The 21466-nt window shown below is 68.9% G+C and carries 18 protein-coding genes and 1 riboswitch; of the genes, 6 read left to right on the forward strand and 12 right to left on the reverse strand.

Annotated features, from left to right (window positions below):
* Nucleotides 1-171 precede the first annotated feature (171 nt).
* The 3 genes from CKW34_RS16925 to acnA are packed head-to-tail and all read left to right on the forward strand — an operon-like array spanning nucleotide 172 to nucleotide 4774.
* Nucleotides 172-948: an IclR family transcriptional regulator gene (locus CKW34_RS16925; RefSeq protein ID WP_059382328.1), complete on the forward strand. Its 777-nt coding sequence runs from the start codon at nucleotides 172-174 to the stop codon at nucleotides 946-948.
* Nucleotides 945-2147 carry a CaiB/BaiF CoA transferase family protein gene (locus tag CKW34_RS16930; RefSeq protein WP_059382329.1) on the forward strand — a complete coding sequence of 401 codons (1203 nt, stop codon included), beginning with the start codon at nucleotides 945-947 and terminating at the stop codon, nucleotides 2145-2147. Before CKW34_RS16925 ends, CKW34_RS16930 begins: the two co-directional genes overlap by 4 nt.
* Complete coding sequence (gene acnA / locus CKW34_RS16935) at nucleotides 2144-4774, forward strand: aconitate hydratase (RefSeq protein WP_059382330.1); 2631 nt, start codon at nucleotides 2144-2146, stop codon at nucleotides 4772-4774. The genes CKW34_RS16930 and acnA overlap by 4 nt, the downstream gene beginning before the upstream one ends.
* A gap of 45 nt (nucleotides 4775-4819) precedes the next feature.
* Here acnA and CKW34_RS16940 read toward each other — a convergent pair whose 3' ends face one another.
* Both CKW34_RS16940 and CKW34_RS16945 read right to left on the reverse strand, forming a co-directional pair.
* A complete protein-coding gene (locus tag CKW34_RS16940; RefSeq protein WP_059382331.1) occupies nucleotides 4820-6034 on the reverse strand; it encodes a hypothetical protein in 1215 nt (404 codons plus the stop codon).
* A 144-nt stretch (nucleotides 6035-6178) separates the two neighbouring features.
* Complete coding sequence (locus tag CKW34_RS16945) at nucleotides 6179-7396, reverse strand: NADP-dependent isocitrate dehydrogenase (protein WP_059382332.1); 1218 nt, start codon at nucleotides 7394-7396, stop codon at nucleotides 6179-6181.
* Between the two features lie 268 nt (nucleotides 7397-7664).
* Nucleotides 7665-7775, forward strand: a riboswitch (SAM riboswitch).
* Nucleotides 7776-7909: 134 nt separating this feature from the next.
* Here CKW34_RS16945 and metX point away from each other — a divergent pair.
* A complete protein-coding gene (gene metX, locus CKW34_RS16950) occupies nucleotides 7910-9037 on the forward strand; it encodes a homoserine O-acetyltransferase MetX (protein WP_059382333.1) in 1128 nt (375 codons plus the stop codon).
* On the opposite strand, the gene CKW34_RS16955 is transcribed toward metX, so the two are convergent.
* From CKW34_RS16955 to CKW34_RS16965, 3 genes are read right to left on the reverse strand one after another with little or no spacing between them, the layout of a single operon-like run.
* Nucleotides 9034-9318 (reverse strand): DUF3017 domain-containing protein, encoded by a 285-nt coding sequence (locus CKW34_RS16955; RefSeq protein WP_059382334.1) that lies wholly within the window; start codon nucleotides 9316-9318, stop codon nucleotides 9034-9036. The genes metX and CKW34_RS16955 overlap by 4 nt on opposite strands.
* A 26-nt stretch (nucleotides 9319-9344) precedes the next feature.
* Nucleotides 9345-10199 carry a bifunctional methylenetetrahydrofolate dehydrogenase/methenyltetrahydrofolate cyclohydrolase gene (locus CKW34_RS16960; protein WP_179161825.1) on the reverse strand — a complete coding sequence of 285 codons (855 nt, stop codon included), beginning with the start codon at nucleotides 10197-10199 and terminating at the stop codon, nucleotides 9345-9347.
* A gap of 5 nt (nucleotides 10200-10204) precedes the next feature.
* On the reverse strand, nucleotides 10205-11680 hold the full coding sequence (locus CKW34_RS16965) for a wax ester/triacylglycerol synthase domain-containing protein (protein WP_197700674.1): 1476 nt from the start codon (nucleotides 11678-11680) through the stop codon (nucleotides 10205-10207).
* A gap of 119 nt (nucleotides 11681-11799) precedes the next feature.
* Here CKW34_RS16965 and CKW34_RS16970 point away from each other — a divergent pair, with 119 nt between their 5' ends.
* The gene (locus tag CKW34_RS16970; protein WP_059382336.1) at nucleotides 11800-13014 is read left to right on the forward strand and encodes a glycosyltransferase; all 1215 of its coding nucleotides are present in this window, start codon (nucleotides 11800-11802) and stop codon (nucleotides 13012-13014) included.
* A gap of 10 nt (nucleotides 13015-13024) precedes the next feature.
* Here the strand turns inward: CKW34_RS16970 and CKW34_RS16975 are convergent, their stop codons facing one another.
* The 4 genes from CKW34_RS16975 to CKW34_RS16990 form a co-directional block, all read right to left on the reverse strand.
* On the reverse strand, nucleotides 13025-13639 hold the full coding sequence (locus tag CKW34_RS16975) for a maleylpyruvate isomerase N-terminal domain-containing protein (protein ID WP_059382337.1): 615 nt from the start codon (nucleotides 13637-13639) through the stop codon (nucleotides 13025-13027).
* 115 nt (nucleotides 13640-13754) lie between these two features.
* Nucleotides 13755-14483 carry a GNAT family N-acetyltransferase gene (locus CKW34_RS16980; protein WP_059382338.1) on the reverse strand — a complete coding sequence of 243 codons (729 nt, stop codon included), beginning with the start codon at nucleotides 14481-14483 and terminating at the stop codon, nucleotides 13755-13757.
* A gap of 1 nt (nucleotide 14484) precedes the next feature.
* A complete protein-coding gene (locus tag CKW34_RS16985) occupies nucleotides 14485-15516 on the reverse strand; it encodes an aldo/keto reductase (protein ID WP_059382339.1) in 1032 nt (343 codons plus the stop codon).
* Nucleotides 15517-15703: 187 nt separating this feature from the next.
* Entirely contained in the window at nucleotides 15704-16417 is a 714-nt protein-coding gene (locus CKW34_RS16990) for a DUF2510 domain-containing protein (RefSeq protein WP_080968243.1), read from the reverse strand.
* 144 nt (nucleotides 16418-16561) lie between these two features.
* On the opposite strand from CKW34_RS16990, the gene CKW34_RS16995 reads away from it, so the two are divergent.
* Nucleotides 16562-17026, forward strand: coding sequence for a tRNA (cytidine(34)-2'-O)-methyltransferase (locus tag CKW34_RS16995; protein ID WP_080968244.1), 465 nt, complete (start codon nucleotides 16562-16564; stop codon nucleotides 17024-17026).
* Here CKW34_RS16995 and CKW34_RS17000 read toward each other — a convergent pair.
* From CKW34_RS17000 to CKW34_RS17010, 3 genes are read right to left on the reverse strand one after another with little or no spacing between them, the layout of a single operon-like run.
* Entirely contained in the window at nucleotides 17023-17331 is a 309-nt protein-coding gene (locus tag CKW34_RS17000; RefSeq protein ID WP_016692855.1) for a rhodanese-like domain-containing protein, read from the reverse strand. The two genes, CKW34_RS16995 and CKW34_RS17000, sit on opposite strands and share 4 nt — an antisense overlap.
* Complete coding sequence (locus tag CKW34_RS17005) at nucleotides 17324-18178, reverse strand: DUF4349 domain-containing protein (RefSeq protein ID WP_059382342.1); 855 nt, start codon at nucleotides 18176-18178, stop codon at nucleotides 17324-17326. The genes CKW34_RS17000 and CKW34_RS17005 overlap by 8 nt, the downstream gene beginning before the upstream one ends.
* An 11-nt stretch (nucleotides 18179-18189) precedes the next feature.
* A complete protein-coding gene (locus tag CKW34_RS17010) occupies nucleotides 18190-21441 on the reverse strand; it encodes an error-prone DNA polymerase (RefSeq protein WP_059382400.1) in 3252 nt (1083 codons plus the stop codon).
* Nucleotides 21442-21466: the final 25 nt, after the last annotated feature.

Here is a 21466-nt window from a genome sequence, read left to right on the forward strand (position 1 = left end):
AGGGGCCTCCCGCGAGGGTGGTCCACCCCACGACCGGTCGTTCCACGGGACGGAACGAATTCACCACGTTCTCTCATACAGCGGAACGGACGAATGCACTTCCAGCTGAAATGCTGCATCGATCCATTCTGCGGATTGTTGAAACCGTTCTACGGACCTAGAGTGACTCACATGACACAGGCATCGACGGTCACCGGAGCCGACGGCGGCGTGCGGAGCGTCGCTCGCGCGTTCGATCTGCTCAACGCATTCGACGCCGAGCACCCGATCCGGACGCTGCGCGAACTCGTCGAGATCACCGGGCTCCCCAAGTCGACGGTGGTGCGCCTGCTGGGCACCCTCACCACGCAAGGGATCGTCGCCACCCGAGGCGATTCGACGACCTACAGCGTCGGCCCCGCCTTCCTTCGCTGGATCGGTCTGGCCGACGCGATGTGGGAGATCGGCGCCGAGGCACGGCGATCGATGACGGAACTGCGCGATCGATGCGGAGAGACCGTCAACATCTACATCCGACAGGACCTGCACCGCGTCTCCGTCGCTCAGGTCGAGGGCACGACGACGGTCCGCAGCGTCGTCCAGGTGGGTGCTCAGTACCCGCTCGTCGTCGGCGCCGCCGGCCGGATCCTGCTCGGTGGCTGTCCGGACAACGTTCTCGAAGCGCTCGCCGAGCAGGAGGGCACCACCAGCACGGCGGACCTGAGGACCGAGGCCGCCGGAGCACGGGAGGCGGGTTACGCCATCACCCACGGCGATCGGGAGCTGGGCGCTTCCGCGGTCGCCGCGCCGATCCTGTCCGCCGACGGCCGTGTCATCGCAGCCCTGTCGATCAGTGGCCCCACGTCGCGCTTCACCGCCGACCGGGTCGCCGCCTACGTCGATGCCGTAACCGACACCGCCCGGCAGATCAGTGCTGCCGGGCTCGGAACCGTGGAGGCCTTCCTGTGACCACCAACCTTCTGGAGGGCGTGCGCGTCCTCGATATGACCAACGTCCTGGCCGGACCCTTCGCGGGCTACCAATTGGCCCTGCTCGGCGCGGATGTGATCAAGGTCGAGACCGCCGGAAGCGGCGACCTGGCCCGTCAGCTCGGCGCCGATCCCGACCTGAGCGCCGAATACATGGGCGTGTCCTTCCTCGCCCAGAACGCCGGCAAGCGCTCGGTCACGGTCAACCTCAAGACCGAGGGCGGCAAGAAGGTCTTCGAGCAGTTGCTCGCGGACGCCGACGTGCTCCTCGAGAACTTCCGTCCGGGCGTGCTCGCCCGCCTCGGCTTCGACTGGGAACGTCTGCACGAGCTCAATCCCCGCCTGATCTACTGCGCGGTCTCCGGATTCGGCGCCACCGGCCCGATGAGCAGCCGACCCGCCTACGACCAGGTGGTCCAGGGACTGTCCGGCATCATGAGCGTCACCGGCGACACCGAATCCGCGCCGCTGCGCGTCGGCTATCCCGTCTGCGACAGCTTCGGCGGTATGGCCGCGGCCATGACCGTGTGCGCCGCCATCGTCCGCCAGCGACAGACCGGGCAGGGCGCGTACCTGGACACCTCGATGCTCGACGCGGCCATCACGTCGATGGGCTGGGTGGTCTCGAACCATCTGGTGACCGGCAAGGAACCGGTGCCGATGGGCAACGAGAACATGACCTCGGCGCCGTCGGGTGCGTTCCGCACGGCCGACGGAGTCCTGAACATCGCGGCGAACAAGCAGGAACAGTACGAGATCCTGTGCAAGGTGCTCGGCCGCGAGGAACTCGTCACCGACCCCCGTTTCGTCACCCGCGAGGACCGCAAGCGCAACCGCGAGATCCTGCGCGACGAACTCGAGATCTCCCTCAAGGAGAGGACCGCGGCCGAGTGGGACGAGATCCTGCTCGACACCGGCGTTCCCGCCGCGCCCGTCGCTCCGGTGTCGGAGGCGCTGCGCTCCGATCAGATCCGCCACCGCGGGTTGATCTCCGAACTGGACGTGGCAGCCGGCTCCGGCACGGTCCAGGTCCTCGGTCTGCCCACGCACGTCGACGGTGAGTCGGTCCGTCCCGATACTCCGCCGCCGACGCTCGGAGAGCACACCGACGAGATCCTCCGCGAGATCGGCTTCAGCGCCGAGCAGATCACCCGTTTCCGGGAAGAAGGCGCAGTATGACGACCGATCCCTTCCGCTCCCTGACCGCTCTGCCGGTCTCGGTCGAGGCCGGCGCTCCCCTGCACTACTACAGCCTGGCCGAGGCCGAAGCACACGGTGCCGGGCCGATCGCCGACCTGCCGTGGTCGCTGAAGACGCTCGTCGAAGGGATCCTGCGTCACCAGGGTCATCCGCAGGCGCTGCCCGAGCACGTCCACGCCGTCACCCGCCGCGACGAGACGGCCGCGATCCCGTTCTTCCCGGGTCGTGTGCTGTTCCAGGACGCCTCCGGGATCCCGGTACTGGCCGACATGATCACCCTGCTCGAACGCGCCCGGGCCGAGGGGTTGGACACGTCCGCGCTCGAACCCGCGTTGCCCCTCGACCTGGTCGTCGATCACGCACTCGAGGTGGATGAGTACGCGAATCCGGAAGCGGCACTTCGCAACATCGATCTGGAGTACGAGCGTCACCGCGATCGGTACCGTTTCCTGCGCTGGGCGCAGGACCGGCTTCCGGGCCTTCGGGTCGTGCCGCCGGGGCTCGGGATCTGTCACCAGCTGAACCTCGAGGTCCTCGCGCCGGTCGTGACCGCCACCGAATCCGGGGGCCGGCACGTCGCAGCGCTGGACAGCCTGGTCGGCACCGACTCGCACACCACGATGATCAACGCGCTCGGCGTCACCGGCTGGGGCGTCGGCGGCATCGAGGCCACCGCCGCGGCCCTCGGGCAGGCCGTCATGATCCGCGTGCCCCGCGTCGTCGGCATCGAACTCACCGGACGTCTCGCACCCGGGGTGTTCGCCTCCGATCTCGCCCTCACCCTCGCCGAGAAACTGCGCGCACTGAATGTGGTCGGCGCCGTCGTCGAGTTCCACGGTCCCGGCCTGGAGGCACTGTCGGTGCCCGACCGCGCGACCGTCGCCAACATGGCACCCGAATACGGCGCGACCATGGCCTGGTTCCCGGCCGATCGCCGGACGATCGAGTACCTGGCCGCGACGGGCCGCTCCCCCGAGCGTGTCCACCTCGCCGAGCAGTACCTGCGAGCCCAGGGACTGTTCCGCACCCCGAGCAGCCCGGCACCACGGTTCGAGACCGGCCTGTCGATCGACCTCGCGAGCATCACCACCACCCTCGCCGGTCCGTCCCGACCGCACGATGCCCTGTCGCCCTCCGAGGTCCCGACCTCCCGCGGCGAGAGCGGACCGCTCGATGGCGACATCGCGATCGCTGCGATCACCAGCTGCACCAACACCTCCAATCCCCGGTCGCTGGTCGCGGCGGGGTTGCTGGCGCGCAACGCCGTCGCGGCCGGTCTGCGTCCACCGGGCTGGACGAAGACGTCGTTCACGCCCGGCTCGCGGGCCGCCGCCGACCTGCTGGCCTCGGCGGGTCTGCAGGATCACCTCGACCGGCTCGGCTTCCAGGTCGCGGGATTCGGATGCGGCACGTGCATGGGCAATTCCGGGCCGCTCAGCCCGGCCCTGTCCGAGTCGGACCGGACGAAGGACACCGCGCTCGCGGCGGTGCTGTCGGGCAACCGCAACTTCACCGGACGCATCCACCCGGCGATCGCGCACGCCTACCTCGCCTCCCCGGCGATGGTCGTGGCCTACGCCCTCGCGGGCAACGTCCGGATCGACGTGACGCGCGACCCGATCGGGCGCGCCGAGGACGGCACCGACGTCACCCTCGCCGACCTGTGGCCCTCCGACGAGGAGATCGACGCGATGCTGGCCGAGCACGAGGCCGCCGCGCTCGGGCGTGACGCTCACCGGGAGTTGACCACCACGCGCTGGCAGGAACTCGAGTACCCGCGCGGTGAGCACTACCGCTGGGACGGGGAGGCCGGCAGCATCCGTCGCCCGCCCTTCACCGATCCGGAACTGACGTCGCCCACCCTCACCGGCGATCTGACCGCGCGGCCCCTGCTGGTCCTCGGCGATGCGGTCACCACCGACCACATCTCGCCGGTCGCACGGGTCCTGCCCGACTCCGCGGCGGGTCGCTGGCTCCGCGAGCGCGGTGTGGGCGACCGGGCACTGGGCACCTTCAGCTCCCGGCGGCTCAACCACGACGTCATGATCCGCGGCGGCTTCGCCAACACCCGCCTCGCGAACCTGCTCGTGCCCGAGAAGCAGGGCGGCTGGACGCGCACGGCACCCGGCGAGGAGCCGGTGCCCGTCCACGAAGCGGCCGAGTACCACCGCCGGCAGGGCACCCCGGTCGTGGTGGTCGCCGGTGAACTGTACGGCGCCGGGTCGGCGCGGGACTGGGCCGCGAAGGTCACGCGGCTGCTCGGCATCCGCGCGGTCCTCGCCCGTAGCTTCGAACGCATCCACCGCACCAACCTGGTCGCGATGGGTGTCCTGCCGATCCAGTGGCAGGGCCCCGCCCCGGAGACCTTCGACGGCAGCGAGGAGATCGACCTGCTCGGACTGGCCGATCTCGGGTCGACCACCGAGATCACCGTCCGGGTCCGCCGTGCGGGCGAGATCGTGTGGCAGGGCACGGCACTCTGCCGGATCGACACTCCCCTGGAGTGGGAGTGGCTGCGCGCCGGCGGTCTGTTCGGCCATCTGCTGACCGAGCAGACGGAGCGGCAGGGCGCACCGCACCGCGATCCGGTGGGCGCACACCGGTAGACGAGTGGATCGACGGGGACGTCCTCCGAGGGGGCGTCCCCGTCGTCATGTCCGGTCCGCCGGGGCGGCGCGGGCGACGGTGCGCGCCCGCACGATCAGATGACGGAGCGGCGGGACGGAACCCTCCGCTCGACCGTCCCTCCGGCCACCGTCGACCTCGGCACGCCGCACCCGGTACCGCTCGCGCAGCACAGCGGCGCGCAGGGCGGCGGTGACACCCGGGAAGCGACCGTGACGGCCGAACCCGACGGTGCCGAGGAGCAGGACAGCGGCCGGCAGGATTATCCAGGCGTACAGCACGGCGGCGGAGGCGATCGCCTCGGCGACGGCATCCTCGTCGAGCGCCGCCCATACGATTCCTGCGCCGACCACGACGTAGAGGGTGCCGCCCAGCGCCGCGGCCAGGACGGCACCGACGTATCGACGGAGCAACCAGCACCGGACCGTCCACAGCACGAGGACGGCGGCCGTGAACATCGTGATCGCGGACATGACCACGACGAAGACGACGTCCGAGGAGTCCGGCAGCGGTCCGGAACCCGACTCGTCGTCGAACACCACGACCATCAGGAGCCCTGTCGCCACCGTGACGACGGCCAGGAGAGCGAGTTCGACGGCGAGCGCCGCGAAGGGGTGCCCGGCGGCCCGTGAGTCGGCGGGGCGCAGCCTCGCCGCCGTGGCGAGCAGTTCGCGGCGGCGCAGCAGTGACGCCTCCCGGCGCAGACGACGACGGGCACCGACACCGCGCTGGGTCGCGAGGAACAGATCCTGGCTGAGCACCACGATCACGAAGACCGCCGGGAACAGCAGCAGCGCCGCCAGATCCACGGAGTGCGGAAGGCCGTCGAGCAGCGCGGCGACGAAGGTCATCGTCGCCCCGACGCCGAACACCGACCCGCACAGTTCGAGGTGTTCGAGGCGCAGCGCCTCGGTCGACCGGGACGAGCCCTCGGCGGTGATGGCCGGTCCGAGCGACCACGCGATGAGATTGAGCGCGATGACGAGGGCGGCGAGCACACCGAGGACGGCGGCGGCCTCACCCATCGTGAGGGTGGTGAGTACGCCGCTGCGCACCGGCGTGGACCGGTCGTAGGCCAGTTCGTCGGTACGGCGGGCGACCGCGTGGATCAGGTTGGGGGCGAGGGCGACCGGCAGATAGGCCAGCGCCGAGCCGAACATCAGCATCCATACCCGGGTCCAGAACCGCCGGCGGGCGTGCGCTCCACCGCGGGCTTCGGAGTCGGTGGCAGTGGTGGTCACGGCCGTCCCTCCTCCCGGACCTACGGTGATGCGACTGACAGTGGTACACGAAACGGTAACCGGTGCCGGGAGTGCTCGGGAAACACGACACGGGACGCCCGGTGCGGGCGTCCCGTGTCGTGTTGTCGAGAACGGAGCGGAAGGTCAGGCGCGAGCCTTCTGCAGATTCTCGTCGAGTGCGCCGAGGAACTCCTCGGTGGTCAGCCAGCTCTGCTCGGGGCCGACGAGCAGTGCGAGGTCCTTGGTCATCTGACCGGCTTCGACGGTCTTGATGACGACGTCCTCGAGCTGCTGCGCGAACTCGATGACCTCGGGGGTGTTGTCGAGCTTGCCGCGGTGCTCGAGGCCACGGGTCCAGGCGAAGATCGACGCGATCGGGTTGGTCGACGTCGGCTTGCCCTGCTGGTGCTGACGGTAGTGCCGGGTGACGGTGCCGTGTGCGGCCTCCGCCTCGACGGTCTTGCCGTCCGGGGTCATCAGGACGGAGGTCATCAGGCCCAGCGAGCCGTAGCCCTGCGCGACGGTGTCGGACTGGACGTCGCCGTCGTAGTTCTTGCAGGCCCAGACGTAGCCGCCCTCCCACTTGAGGGACGATGCGACCATGTCGTCGATGAGGCGGTGCTCGTAGGTGAGACCGGCGGCGTCGAACTCCGCCTTGAACTCTTCCTCGTAGATCCGCTGGAACTCGTCCTTGAACATGCCGTCGTAGGCCTTCAGGATCGTGTTCTTGGTCGACAGGTAGACCGGGTAGTTGCGCTGCAGGCCGTACGAGAGCGAGGCGCGCGCGAAGTCCTGGATGGACTTCTTGTAGTTGTACATACCCATCACGACGCCGCCGTCCTCGGGGATCCGGCAGACCTCGTGCTGGATCGGCTCGCTGCCGTCCTCGGGCGTGAAGGTGATGGTGACGGTGCCCGGGCGGTCGACCTTGAAGTCGGTGGCGCGGTACTGGTCGCCGAACGCGTGGCGGCCGACGATGACGGGCTTGGTCCAGCCCGGCACCAGGCGCGGCACGTTCGAGATGATGATGGGGGCGCGGAAGATGGTGCCGCCGAGGATGTTACGGATGGTGCCGTTGGGCGACCGCCACATCTTCTTCAGACCGAACTCCTCGACGCGCGCTTCGTCGGGGGTGATGGTGGCGCACTTGACGCCGACGTTGTACTTCTTGATGGCGTTCGCCGCGTCGACCGTCACCTGATCGTCGGTGGCGTCGCGGTTCTCCACGCCGAGGTCGTAGTACTCGAGATCCACGTCCAGGTACGGGTGGATCAGCTTGTCTTTGATGAACTGCCAGATGATGCGGGTCATCTCGTCGCCGTCGAGTTCGACGACCTTACCCTCAACCTTGATCTTGGACATATGCGCTTCGTGTCCTCCTAGGACGTTTCTGTGGTCCCCAATCGACCGCACTTTGTGGGTGCGATCGCCGTCGGCTCGCGAGCAGCGAGCATGGCCGTGTCCACGTCCTGGACTCCGGCCAAACATGACAAGCGTACTGCTATTGGTGAAGTCCGCAAAGCGCCTCGTCCCGCCCTCGCGCCCTACCGACCGGTAACTTTCCTGCTGGTCAGCGATGTTCAGAGGGTGCATAAGACCCTGCGACGGAGAGTCGCTAGACTGCCGGGAAAGTCATGAGTGCCAGCGTCAAGCCCCGGCTTGCTGGCCGGCAACCCTCCGACGGGGTGGGGTGCTCCGGGTGATGACACGGTCGGTGGAACCCCACCGACAAGCCTGTTGTCGGGAGGACTGAGATGATGATGTGCTGTCGCACGCAAGCCACGATCACACCTCCCATCGCCGCCGGAAGGACACGATGACCGACATCCGCAGCCGGCGCTGCCAGCCCACCGCGAGCCTCGAGGCGGTCACCTCTTGACGGCGGGCACCGAGCGGCGTCGCGTCGAACTGCCCCCGGCGGACGGACGCCTCGACACCATCGACATCGGCGATCTCGCGCTCGAGAGCGGCGAGACGCTGCCGAACGTCACCGTCGCCGTGCAGAGGTGGGGCGAACTGTCCCCCGCCCGCGACAACGTGGTGCTCGTCGAACACGCCCTCACCGGCGACTCGCACGTCACCGGCCCCGCCGGACCGGACCATCCCTCGCCCGGCTGGTGGTCGGGCATGGTCGGCCCGGGCGCTCCTATCGACACCGACCGCTGGTGTGTGGTCTCGACGAACATCCTCGGCGGGTGCCGCGGCACCACCGGCCCCGGCAGCACGGCGCCCGACGGCAAGGCCTGGGGATCCCGCTTTCCGCTGATCACCGTCCGCGACCAGGTGGCCGCCGAGGTGGCGCTGCTCGACAGGCTCGACATCGACGTCCTCGCCGCCGTGACCGGCGGATCGATGGGCGGCATGCGCACTCTCGAGTGGATCATCGCGTACCCGGAGCGCGTGCGGGCGTCGCTCGTCCTCGCCACCGGTGCCCGCGCGACCGCCGACCAGATCGGCACCCAGAGCGCGCAGATGGCGGCCATCACGGCCGATCCCGACTGGCAGGGCGGCGACTACTACGGCACGGGGCGGCGTCCCGAAGCCGGACTCGCCATCGCCCGGACCATCGCGCACCTCACCTACCGGACCGAATTCGAACTCGACACGCGCTTCGGGAATCTCCCCCAGGACGACGAGGACCCGTGGCGCGGCGGCCGGTACGCCGTGCAGAGCTATCTCGAGCACCAGGCACGCAAGCTCGTGGCGCGCTTCGATCCCGGCACGTACGTGGTGTTGTCCGACGTGATGAACCGGCACGACGTCGGTCGCGGACGCGGCGGTGTCGAGGCCGCACTCGCGTCCACCCCGGTCCCGACGATCGTCGCCGGCGTCGACTCCGACCGGCTGTACCCACTGCGCCTGCAGCAGGAGATCGCCGATCTGCTCCCGGGATCGGGCGACCTGCGTGTGCTCGTCTCCCGCGACGGGCACGACGGATTCCTCACCGAGGCCGACGAGGTGGCGAAGCTCCTCGTCGAGCTGATGAAGCTCGCCGAGGGCTAGTCGGTTCCCAGCGGGTCGATCGACGCGGCGAGTGCCACCACGATTCCGCCGACGACCATCATCGAGGCGACGTCGAACGTCTTGCCGCGCACCGCGAGGACACCGACCTTGTCCTCGTCGATCACCCAGCGGAACAGTCCGGCGAGGATGGTGGCGCCGCCGAAGACGAACGCTCCGCGTCGCCACCGGTCGGCGATCACCAGGATCACCGCTGCCGCGATCACCAGGGTGACCGCGAGCAGCGGCAGGTTCAGACGCGTGAATCGCAGAGCCTGAGCCATGTCGTCTCCCGGGTTCGTCGACCTGCTTATCGGGCCGCGAGCTGCTCGGCCCGCTCCACGACGTTGGTCAGCAGGAAGGCGCGGGTCAGCGGCCCGACGCCACCGGGGTTCGGGGACACGAAGCCCGCAACCTCACGCACGTCCGCGGCGACGTCGCCGCGCAGGCCGTCCTCGGTGCGGGAGACACCCACGTCCAGCACCGCGGCGCCGGGCTTGACCATGTCCGCCGTCACCAGGCCGGGAACGCCCGCGGCTGCAACGACGATGTCGGCGCGACGCACCTCTGCAGCGAGGTCGCGGGTGCCGGTGTGGCAGAGGGTGACCGTCGCGTTCTCCGAACGCCGGGTCAGCAGCAGACCGATCGGGCGACCGACGGTGACGCCACGACCGATGACCACCACGTGCGCGCCGGCGATCTCCACGTCGTAGCGGCGCAGCAGATGGATGATGCCGCGCGGCGTGCAGGGCAGCGGAGCCTCCTTGCCGAGCACGAGACGACCGAGGTTGACCGGGTGCAGTCCGTCGGCGTCCTTACCCGGATCCATGCGCTCGAGCGCCGCGTTCTCGTCGAGGTGCTTCGGCAGCGGGAGCTGGACGATGTATCCGGTGCAGGCGGGATCGGCGTTGAGCTCGTCGATCGCCTCGAACAGCTGCTCCTGGGTGATATCGGCGGGCAGATCCTTGCGGATCGACGTGATGCCGACCTTCGCGCAGTCGTTGTGCTTGCCGCGCACATAGGCCGCGGATCCCGGATCGTCGCCGACGAGGATCGTGCCGAGGCCGGGCGTGACGCCCTTGGCCTTCAGCGCATCCACGCGGACCTTCAGGTCCTCGAAGATTTCGTCGCGGGTTGCTTTGCCGTCCAGGATCGTCGCAGTCACGTCGCTCATTCTTCCAGGCGCCCGTCCGCCGTCGAATCGCGGCCGGTACCGGAAACCGTCCGAGCACCCGGAGGCAGGCAGTCCCGGGACAGTTCCGCGAAGGCTTCGGCGAGATACCTCTCGTACTGTTCGGGGTCCGGCATGCAGGAGTCCGAGACCAGAAAAGACAAGGTGAGAACCTCTCCGAGCGAGGTCACGGAGTGGACGAGACCGTAGTTCCGGTTGAGCATCGGAGTACCGATCGCCTCGACGGCGGGACTGTCACCGAAGCGGAGGCCCTCGACCGGCCCACGAGGCACATTCGTCACGGTGGTGTTGGCCAGCGGCACCACGTCTCCCGTGGGACCCACCCGCCCGCGGTACGCACGGCGGATCGACATCGCCAGGTCGAACGCGGGCGATGCATCCACCGCGGCAGCGGAGGCAGCTGACTCCGGACGCCGGATGCGCTGTTTCTCGAGGGCGGCGGACTCGTGGACGCTGTGGAGTCGTTCGCGCGGGTCGGCGCGATCGATGTGGAGGTCGACATACATCAGCGTGACCTTGTTCTCCGATTCCGCCCCCGCCCGGTCCCGGATCGATCCCGGGACGATCGCCGCCGGAGCGACGGCCGGAATCTCCTCGTAGGACGCGAGGTAGGAGCGCAGTCCTCCCGAGACGATCGTCAGGATCACGTCGTTCACCGAGGTATCCGTGGCGCGTGCGACGGCACGTACCTCCGGCAGCCGCATACGGACGACGCCGAGCTGCCAGGGACCACCGGCATCGGTGTCGAAGCGGGTCCGGGGACGCTGGGGCCGGGGCGCGACGATCTCCCCCGAGGCGGTGAGGTCACCCAGCGCTCGTCGAGCGCGACGTGCTGCGACCAGGGCCGGGAGCATCCTCGCGTACCGGAAGGGCAGGGCTGCCGCCGCGCCGACCGTTCCCGGCACGGCGACGACACGTCCACCCGACGACGGTGCGGCCGCAGGATCGTCGAACAGCGCACGAGCGATCTCGACGGCTCCGAGTCCGTCGGTCACCGAGTGGTGCAGGAGCAGCGCCACGATCGTCGCGACCTCGGGAAGGTCGTCGACCCCGCGGATGTCGGTCAGGACGTGCACTTCCCACGGCGGCACGGACAGATCGAGGCGGCGTTCCTTCATCGACGCGAGCAGCCGATGCAGCCCGCTGCGCGAGGTCGGGCCGATCGTCTCGTACCGGACGTGATCGTCCGGATCGACGTCCGTCTCCACCCAGTAGGGGAAGTCGAGGTCTGCCGGCACGCGGTGCAGGCGTCGGGTGAGCGCCGGTGTGCGATGCAGGCGGTCCCCGATCCACGTGACGGCATCCTCACGGGTACGGATGGGAGCCTCGCCTGCCCGGGCGTCGAACACGTAGAAACTCACCATGGTCGGTGGTGGAGCGTCGGGGTCGGTGTCCCCCACGAAGATGTGGAGCGCGTCCCGCGCGGCCAGTCGGATTCCGCGTCGGCGTGTCATCGCGATGGTTCTCTCCCGGGTCGCCCGCTGCTCGTGCCTCTCGATTGAACCAGTTACCGCTCGGGACCACACCCGATCGGCGGTTCGCGAACACGAGCCTCACGCGGTGTAATTCGGCCATGGCGTACCGAGCCGGATCGACGACCGGCACCGAACGAGACCGGGCCGCGCGTCGTGTCCTGTTCTCGTTCGCAGGCGGCCTCGGCCATCTCGCACCGATGCTCCCGATCGCCGACGTCCTGCGCGAGGCCGGTCACCGTCTCGGCGTGTGCGGCGACGCGGACGTCCTCGCAGGCACCGAAGGCTTCGACGCGTACTTCCCCGAGGGAGACACGACATTCGTTTCCGGTCGGTCCACCGGCACGCTCGTTCCTCCGGATCTCGACCACGAGTACTCGGTGATCGGCACCCACTTCGCCGGTGTGCTCGCGGCGCGACCATTCGACCTGGTCCGCGATGTCATCGACCGCTGGAGTCCGGATCTGGTGATCTGCGACGAGATGGACTTCGGTGCGATGACGGCAGCCGAACACGCCGCCGTTCCCCGCGTGGTGGTCGACGTCATCGCGTCCGGAGCACTCACCCGGATCGACCGCATCCGTGAGCCACTGGGACGACTACGGGCGACCCATGGACTCCCCTCGGATGCCGAGTTCTCCTTCCTGAAACGGGATCTCGTCATCTCACCGTTCCCGCCGTCGTTCCGCGATCCCGACTTCCCGTTGCCTCCCGCAGCCGTCTCCATAGGGCCGGGCCCGTCGCGCGCGTCCCACGGACACCCCGCGATCGACTGGCTTCGTAGCGGCGAGGAGCCCCACCGCGTGTACGTCACGCTGGGTACCGTCTTCAACACCGAGTCCGGTGATCTCTTCGTCCGCCTCGTCCGGGGGCTGCACCGACTGCCTGCGCGCGTGCTCGTCACCGTCGGCTGCGACGTCGACCCGACCACCCTGCCGTCACCGGACGACAACGTCCGCATCGAGCGGTTCGTGCCGCAGTCGACCGTGCTCCCACACGTCGATCTCGTCGTCAATCACGGCGGATCGGGCAGCGTCATCGGTGCACTCACCCACGGCGTTCCGGTCGTCGCGCTTCCGATGGGTGCGGATCAGGAACTCAACGCCCGACGGCTGGTCGCGCTGGGCGCAGGGACCACGATCGATCCCGTCACCGTAACCTCGGCAGAGCTCGGAGGGATCACCCTCGACGCGCTGTCCTCGGGCTCTCTCCGCCGCGGTGCCGAGCGATTGCGCGACGAGATCGCACGATTGCCTCCCCCGGCATCCGTGCTCGCGTTGCTGGAGGACCGAATGTTCCGGTCCCGGCTGCGCTGAACGTCGCCGCTCACACGACGGAGTAACCGTCCGGTAGCGACGTCCGCCCGGTCAATGCCCGCAGCACGGTCGTGCCGTCGCCGAGTGCCAGCGCGATCCTCGTGGCCAGCAGGGTTGCTTCTTCGAGGACGTCGGCCGGAGGCGTGAAGGGGACGTCCGCCGCAGCTGCGATGTCGAGACCGTGGACGGCGAGCTCGAAGGTGCGCGTCGGCAGATAGGAGTGCAGACGGATCCCCTTGTCTCCGATCACCCGGATCAGACGGTCCTCGCCGGCACCGAGCCGTTCGATCACCGCGGTCGACAGAGCATCGATCGTGGCCACCGGGTCGTCGCCGAGGTCGGCACCGGCACGACGTCCGCGTTCGACGATGTCCTCCGCGCCGAGAACCGAGGTGAGTTCCTTGACGTGGACGTAGTACTGCTCCGCGCTCGCGAGGTCCTCGGTGTCGGCGGGACCGTCCAGATAGGTCGTGACGGTCGTCAACGAGCGCGAGGTGTGGCCGATCAGCGCTCGGAGATCCCATTCACCCAGGCCCGGGCCGCCCCAGCGGTCGTCCGGTACGGCACGTACCAGCTCCGAGAAGCTGCGCACCGCCGAAACGTACGTCGCTACCGGTGATTCCATGACATCTCCCGAGGTCGACCGGACCGGACCCGACACGAGAATGAAAGCACGCGTCCCGCGGCTGTGAACGAAAGCGCGCGTTCCACGGCTGTGAACGAAAGCGTGCGTTCCGAGGTTATGCCGACGGTGTGCGCACACGGATCAGCACGGATCGTTTGCGCAGCGTGAATCCCAGGTTCTCGTAGAGCCGGATCGCGGTCATGTTCGCGGCCGACGCGTGGAGGAACGGGATCTCGCCGCGTGCGCGGATACCGGCACCGACAGCCTTGACCAGGCGCGTGCCGAATCCGCATCCCCGGAAATCGGCGTCCGTGCACACCGCGCTGATCTCGGTCCATCCCGGCGGATGCAGCCGCTCCCCCGCCATCGCGACGAGACGTCCGTTCACCCTGATACCCGGATAGGTGCCCATCTCGACGGTCCGCGGCAGGTACGGTCCCGGCCGGGTGCGGGCGACGAGTTCGAGTATCTCCGGGACATCGGTGGGGCCGAGCACCACGAGTTCCGGATCGGGTTCGACGACCAGGCCCGTCCCGTCCATCTGGACGAGCCCGAACGAGCCGAGCACCTCCCAGCCGGGTGGTGGTGTGTGCCCCGGTCCGCGCACGGCCACCTCGGCCGACGGGCCCACGAGTGCGGCCAGGTGCGCCCAGTCGTCGTCCGTCATCGCCGTCGGGTGCCCGATGTGCCCCGCGACGTCGGGGTGGTATCCACCGATCCGGCCCGACCACCGCGCGAAATGTGCGTGCACTCCGCGCAGCGACTGCCGGATCGGATCGTCGAGCGGATGGACGTCCTCGTCCACCTCGACGGCGTCGACCGCCGGCGAAGCACCCGCGGTCATGTCAGAGACCGAGTCCGGTGCCGTGGACGCCGTACTCGTCGATGACGGCGAGCTCGTCGTCGGTGAGCGGCGGGAAGCTCAGGGCCTCGAAGTTGTGGTCGAGCTGCCAGGTCGAGCTCGCGCCGACGAGCGCCGAGGTCACCGCCGGTTGCCGGAGCACCCACTGCAGCGCCAACTGGGCCAATGACTGCCCACGCGACCGGGCGAGTTTGTCGAGTTCGGTGACGCGCTGCCGGTAGGTCTCGTCGATCACGTCCGGGGAGAGGAACGCACTGTCCGCCGCTCGCGCGCCGTCCGGGATGGTCTCGAGATACTTGTCCGTCAGAAGTCCCTGTGCGAGCGGCGAATACACGACGAGCCCGAAGCCGCCCTGCTCGGCCGCGTCGAGCAGACCGTTCTGCTCGATGCTCCGGTCGAAGATCGAGTAGCGCGGCTGGTGGACGAGCAGCGGGACACCGGCCTCCCGCAGAAGTGTCGCGGCCTCGTGCGCACGATCCGGCCGGTAGTTCGAGATGCCGACGTAGAGCGCCTTCCCCTGCTCGACGGCGGAGACGAGTGCCCCGACCGTCTCCTCGAGCGGCGTCGACAGGTCCGGACTGTGGCTGTAGAAGATGTCGACGTAGTCGGTGCCGAGATCACGCAGGCTGTGATCGAGCGAGCCCAACAGCGACTTGCGCGACCCGCCCTTCTGGTAGGGACCGGGACCGATCGGGTTGCCGGCCTTCGTCGACAGGATGATCTCGTCCCGGTAGGGCGCGAGATCCTTGCCGAGGATCCGGCCGAAGTTCTTCTGTGCGGCGCGGTGCGGCGGACCGTACCGGTCGGCGTTGTCGAAGTGGGTGATGCCCAGATCGAAGGCGTGGAGGATGATCTCCCGCTGCGTCTCGAACGGATGGTCGGTGCCGAACTTCTGCCACAGCCCGAACGAGAAGGCCGGCAGGTCGAGGCCGGACCGCCCCGAGCGCCGGTAGGGAATCGTCTCGTAACGGTTCTCGGATGCGGTGTACGGGGTTTCGATGGTGCCGTGCGACATCGGGCGGGGTTCGCCTTTCGGTTCCAGCGGAATTCGAGTCCACGGGTACATCGCCCACCGAAGGATTCGGCGGGCGACATATCCGTTCGACACTCGATCACGGGCGCGTCCGGCCTGTCACCGGTTCCGCTCAGGCTGCGCAGAATGCATCCGCCGAGCGCCGGTGCACTGACGTCGACGGGTGGTTCTAATTCGGTGACTGCCAACGGTCCCGGCCATCCGAGCCGGGAGCGCACACCATCGGAGTCCCCTTGGTCGTAACTCCGGTGGCACCTGGGGTGGAACAGAACGAACCGCCGTGCACAGTTCCGCCCGATTGCTGGGCAGGAGCCGGTGGCGGCGTGTACGCAGGCGCCGGCGGGGGCGTGTACTGCGTGACCGGCGGCGGGGTGTACTCGGGCGTCGGGGGCGGCGTGTACTCCGTCGTCGCAGGCAGGGTGTATGCGGGCGCGGGCGGGGTGTACTCCGTCGTCGTTTCGACGACGGTCGTTCCGGCCTGGGGAACCAACGGCACCACGGCAGGCGAGTCGGAGGTCATGATGGGCGCCGGTGTGGTCGTCCGGGGCGTCGTCGTGGTGGGCTTCGCCGTCGTCGTGGTCGGCGCCACCGAACTGCTCGTCGTGGACACCACCGAGGAGGTTTCCGTCTTCGGCTCCTCGTCACCGACAGCGGCGCCGAGAGCCACGAGTCCGACGAGGCCGGCGCCGAGCGCCCACGGCCACTTGCGCCGCTTCTGTTCGCCTCCGGCAGGAGGATTGCCGCCCTGGCCGACAGCCCCGAACACCTGCGTGGGGTCGCCGCTGCCCTTGGGCCTGGTCTGGTTCGTCCACTGCTGACCGTCCCAGTAGCGATCGATGGACGGGTCGTAGGGGTCGGGATGCCAACCGGCAGGAGGGTTCATGCTCGATCCGTTCTGAGGAAAACGTTCCGCAGAACGTCGCCGGTACCGATCGGTGTGTTACACCGACGATTCGGAAACCTCACAGCGGCAGGTCGGGGAGACGTGCGAGCCGGGACACACAGTGCCGACTTGTTAACCTGCGTTGTGTTCAGAGTGATGTTCCACGAGCCGCGCATTCCCCCCAACACCGGCAATGCCATACGCATGGTCGCCGCGACCGGCGCGGAACTGCACCTGGTGGAGCCCCTCGGTTTCGACCTGTCCGAGCCGAAACTGCGCCGCGCGGGGCTCGACTACCACGATCTCGCGTCGGTCACCGTGCACAGCAGCCTCGACGCCGCATGGGCGGCGCTGGCCCCCGAGCGGGTGTTCGCGTTCACCGCGCACGGCACGTCGAGCTACGCGGAGATCGAGTACCGGGCCGGCGACGTGCTGCTGTTCGGACCCGAACCGACAGGGCTGTCGCCCGAGGTGCTCGCCGACCCGCACATCACCGAGCAGATCCGTATCCCCATGCTGCCCGGGCGGCGTTCGTTGAATCTGTCGAACGCCGCCGCCGTCGCCTGTTACGAGGCGTGGCGGCAGCACGGTTTCCCCGGAGCGGTCTAGGCGCCGCTCTCCACCGGACGACCCGAGCGGGCCCATCCGTCGGTGCCGCCCGCGACGGAGACGGCGTCGACACCGCGACCGGCGAGATACTGCGCGGCCTGCAGGCTGCGGCCACCCACGGCGCAGACGACGTACACGGTGCCCTCGGTGGGGATCTCGTCGATCCGCGCGACGAACTCGCTGAGCGGGATGTTCGTGACGCCGGGTACGCGCACCTGGGCGTATTCGTCGCGTTCACGCACGTCGATGACGGTCGCCCCGTCGGTGAGCGCGGATTCGAGTGCGGCCAGGTCGACCTCACGCATCGCTGTCGGTCCTCTCGGTATCGGGCGTCCCGGTGGTTCCGGACGAACGTCCCCGTCGGGTGATGAGCCGGATGACCAGGTAGAGGACACCTGCACACACGAACAGGAACGCCACCCACGGTATCGCGGCGCCGATACCGACCACCGCGGCCCCCAGCGCGGCCCACAGGCTGTTCCATCCCGCGACCAGCCCGTCCCAGAAACTGTCCTGCTCGGAGGGGAGGCGATCGGTGGTGATGTCGACGGTGAGCGTGGACAGTTCGATCCGGTCGCCCAGCTGCCGTCGCTGCGCCTCGAGACTGTCGAGTTCGGCCTGTCGTTCGGCCAGGGCGGTCTCTGCGGCGATCAGCGCTTCGACGTCGGCCGACGACTCGAGCAACGCGCGCAGGCGGTCCACCGAGGCCCGCAGCGCACCCACCCGGGCTTCGAGATCGGTGTACTGCATCGTCACGTCGTCGCGTGTGGTGCTCAGGCTCGTGACACGGCCGAGCGTACGGATCTCGTCGACGACCTCGTCGAGCCGGTCGGCGGGCACCCGCACCGTGAGCACGCTGCTCGCCTCGGGTTGCTCGGTGAGCGAGTCGACGCGCCCACCGGCCTCCTCGACGACCGTCACGACCCGGCGGCCCGTTGCCACGGGGTCACCGGCATCCATCTCGAGGTAGCCGGTGACGACCTCCTTGCGGTCGGCCTCTTCGGGTTGCGACTCCCGGAGACCGCCGTCGACGATCGCGGGTGCCGAGATCGCAGGCGCGGACGCCGAGGAGCCCTCCCCACCCCCACCCTCGTCGCAGCCGGTGACGACCAGAGCGAACAGAGCCAACGAGACCGGCCACAGGCGTTTCACACTCGGCGATGCTAGCGAAAGTCGCGTGATCTGCTCGGCATTCGCAGATCCATGGCTTCGAGATGGTCGGCGAGGAGCGTGACCACGCCCTCGGCGTTCTGGAGCCGGCCGCGGACGAGCAGGGCGGGAGCCGTGTGGGCCACGGTCCGGTAGCGCGCCCACAGACCGACCGAGCACACCACGTTCACCATTCCGGTCTCGTCCTCGAGGTTGAGGAAGGTGACACCGGCGGCGGTCGCCGGACGCTGCCGGTGGGTCACGGCCCCGCCGACGAGGATGCGCGTCCCGTCGGGGACCTGCAGCAGCTCCGCGGCCGGGATCACCCCGAGTTCGTCGAGCCTCTCGCGCAGGAACTGGGTCGGATAGCTGTCGGGCGAGATTCCCGTGGCCCAGACGTCGGCGGCGGCGAGTTCGAGAGCGCTCATGCCCGGCAGGGCCGGAGCCGGCACCGTCCCGATCCCGGGAAGCCGGCCGGGGCGTTGTGCCGCCGCCGGAGCCGCACCCCAGAGGGCTTCGCGGCGGGTGACACCGAACGAGGAGAACGCTCCCGCGGTGGCCAGTGCCTCGACCTGCGCGGTGGTGAGACCGACGCGGGCGGCGAGGTCGGCGGGCGAGGTGTACGGGCCGTGGGCACTGCGTTCGGTCACGATGCGTTCGGCGAGGTCGTCGCCGATGTGCCGCACCGTCGCCAGGCCGAGCCGGACCTCTCGCCCTTCGTTCTCGAGGGTGGCGTGCGCGAGGCTCGCCCCGATGTCGGGGCCGTGGACGACCACACCGTGACGGCGGGCATCGGCGACCAGCGATTGCGGCGAGTAGAAACCCATCGGCTGAGCACGCAGCAGACCCGCGCAGAACGCTGCGGGATGGTGCAGTTTGAACCACGCCGAATAGAACACCAGCGAGGCGAAGCTCTGCGAATGACTTTCGGGGAAACCGAAATTCGCGAAGGCGTAGAGCTTCTCGTAGATGCGGTCGGCGACGTCCCCCGTGATGCCGTGCAGGTCCCGCATGCCCTGATAGAGGCGTCCCCGCAGACGCTCCATCTTCTCCGTCGACCGTTTCGATCCCATGGCGCGACGCAACCGGTCGGCCTCCGCCGCGGTGAATCCCGCGGCGTCGACGGCCATCTGCATGAGCTGTTCCTGGAAGAGCGGAACGCCGAGGGTGCGTTCGAGGGCCTTCTCGAGGCACGGATGGTCGTAGGTGACGGGTTCGAGACCGTTGCGCCGCCGGATGTAGGGGTGCACCGAACCGCCCTGGATCGGGCCGGGCCGGATGATGGCCACCTCGATGACCAGATCGTAGAAGCAGCGCGGCTTCAACCGCGGCAGAGTGGCCATCTGCGCCCGCGACTCCACCTGGAAGACACCCACCGAGTCGGCGCGGCACAACATCTCGTAGACCCCCGGCTCGGAGAGGTCGAGGTGCGCGAGATCGACTCGGATGCCTTCGTGTTCGTCGACGAGGTCGATCATGTAGTGCAGCGCGGAGAGCATGCCGAGGCCGAGCAGATCGAACTTCACGAGACCCGCTGCAGCACAGTCGTCCTTGTCCCACTGCAGAACGGTGCGTCCTTCCATTCGCGCCCATTCGACGGGGCACACGTCGGCGACGGGCCGGTCGCAGATCACCATGCCGCCCGAGTGGATGCCGAGATGCCGTGGGAGACCTTCGATCTGTTCGGCGAGATCGAGAACCGTCTCCGGGATCCGTTCGTCGGTCTCTACCCGCACCCCACCCCACCGGCCGATCAGCTTGCTCCACGCGTCCTGCTGTCCCTGCGAGTATCCGAGAGCACGGGCCATGTCGCGGACGGCGGAACGACCGCGGTAGGTGATGACGTTCGCGACCTGCGCCGCATTGATGCGGCCGTACTTGCGGTAGACGTACTGGATCGCCTCCTCGCGCCGGTCGGATTCGATGTCGAGGTCGATGTCGGGTGGGCCGTCGCGTTCGGGCGACAGGAAGCGTTCGAACAGCAGCTTGTTGCCGACGGGGTCGACGTTGGTGATGCCGATCGCGTAGCAGACCGCCGAGTTGGCGGCCGATCCTCGTCCCTGGCAGAGGATGTCGCTCCGCTTGCAGAAGTCGACGATGTCGTGGACGACGAGGAAGTATCCCGGGAATCCCAGCCGGCCGACGACGTCGAGTTCGTGTTCGATCTGCCGATAGGCGTCGGGGCGGCGCTCGACCGGACCGTAGCGGCGACGCGCCCCGTCGTAGGTGAGTTCGCGCAGCCAGGTGAACTCGGTGTGCCCGTCGGGAACATCGAAGGGCGGCAGTTTCGGGGCGACGAGACGCAGATCGAAGGCGCATTCACGACCGAGTTCGGCGGCATGGTGCACGACACCCGGAAAGGCCTCGAACAGCCGCGTCATCTCCTCCCCCGACCGCAGGTGCCCGCCTCCGGTCGGGGGGATCCGGCCGACGGCGTCGTCGAGGCTCTGCCGGTCGGAGATCGCCGCCACGGCCATCGCCAGACGTCGTCGATGGGGATGCGCGAAGTGCGCCGCCGTGCTCGCGATGCACGGAATGCCATGTCGCGCGGCAAGTTCGAAGAGGGCTGCGTTGCGTTCGTGGTCGTCGGGATATCCGTGACGGGTGAGTTCGACGGTCACGCGGTCGGCGCCGAACCGGTCGACGAGATCGAGCAATGCTGCTTCGGCGGCAGGGATCCCGCCCGTGGCGAACGCCTGTCGCACATGCCCCCGACGGCAACCGGTGAGGATCTGCCAGTGCCCACCGGCGGCGTCGGTGAGCGCGTCGTAGTCGTACGTCGGGTTGTTCTTCTCCCCTCCTGCGAGGTGGGCGTCGGCGATCTGCCGCGACAGGCGTCGATAGCCCTCCTGACCGCGGGCGAGGACGAGCAGGTGCGCATCGTCGAGACCCAGCTCGGCTCCGAAGACGGTGCGGATGCCGAGTTCGCGTGCGACTTCGGCGAATCGCACCGCTCCGTACAGTCCGTCGTGGTCGGTCACCGCGAGGGCCTCGAGTCCGAGTCGTGCCGCCTCCTCGGCGAGTTCCTCCGGCGTGGAGGCACCGTCGAGGAAGCTGAACGCGGAGTGGGCGTGCAGTTCGGCGTAGGGCACGACCGGCCCTTCCGGACGTCGGACCCGCGCCTCGTACTCGGTGCGGGTGCGCGACCACGCCGGGCTGTCGCTCCCGTCGCCGGGATGTTCGGCATCGCGGCGGGAAGTGCCGGGTCGTCCCGAGAGCACACGTTCCATCTCCGACCAGGTCGGCGGACCGTTTCCCCATCCCACTCCGACACCTCCTCGACCGGTCCAG

The organism is Rhodococcus rhodochrous (assembly GCF_900187265.1).
Classification (GTDB): Bacteria; Actinomycetota; Actinomycetes; order Mycobacteriales; family Mycobacteriaceae; genus Rhodococcus; species Rhodococcus rhodochrous.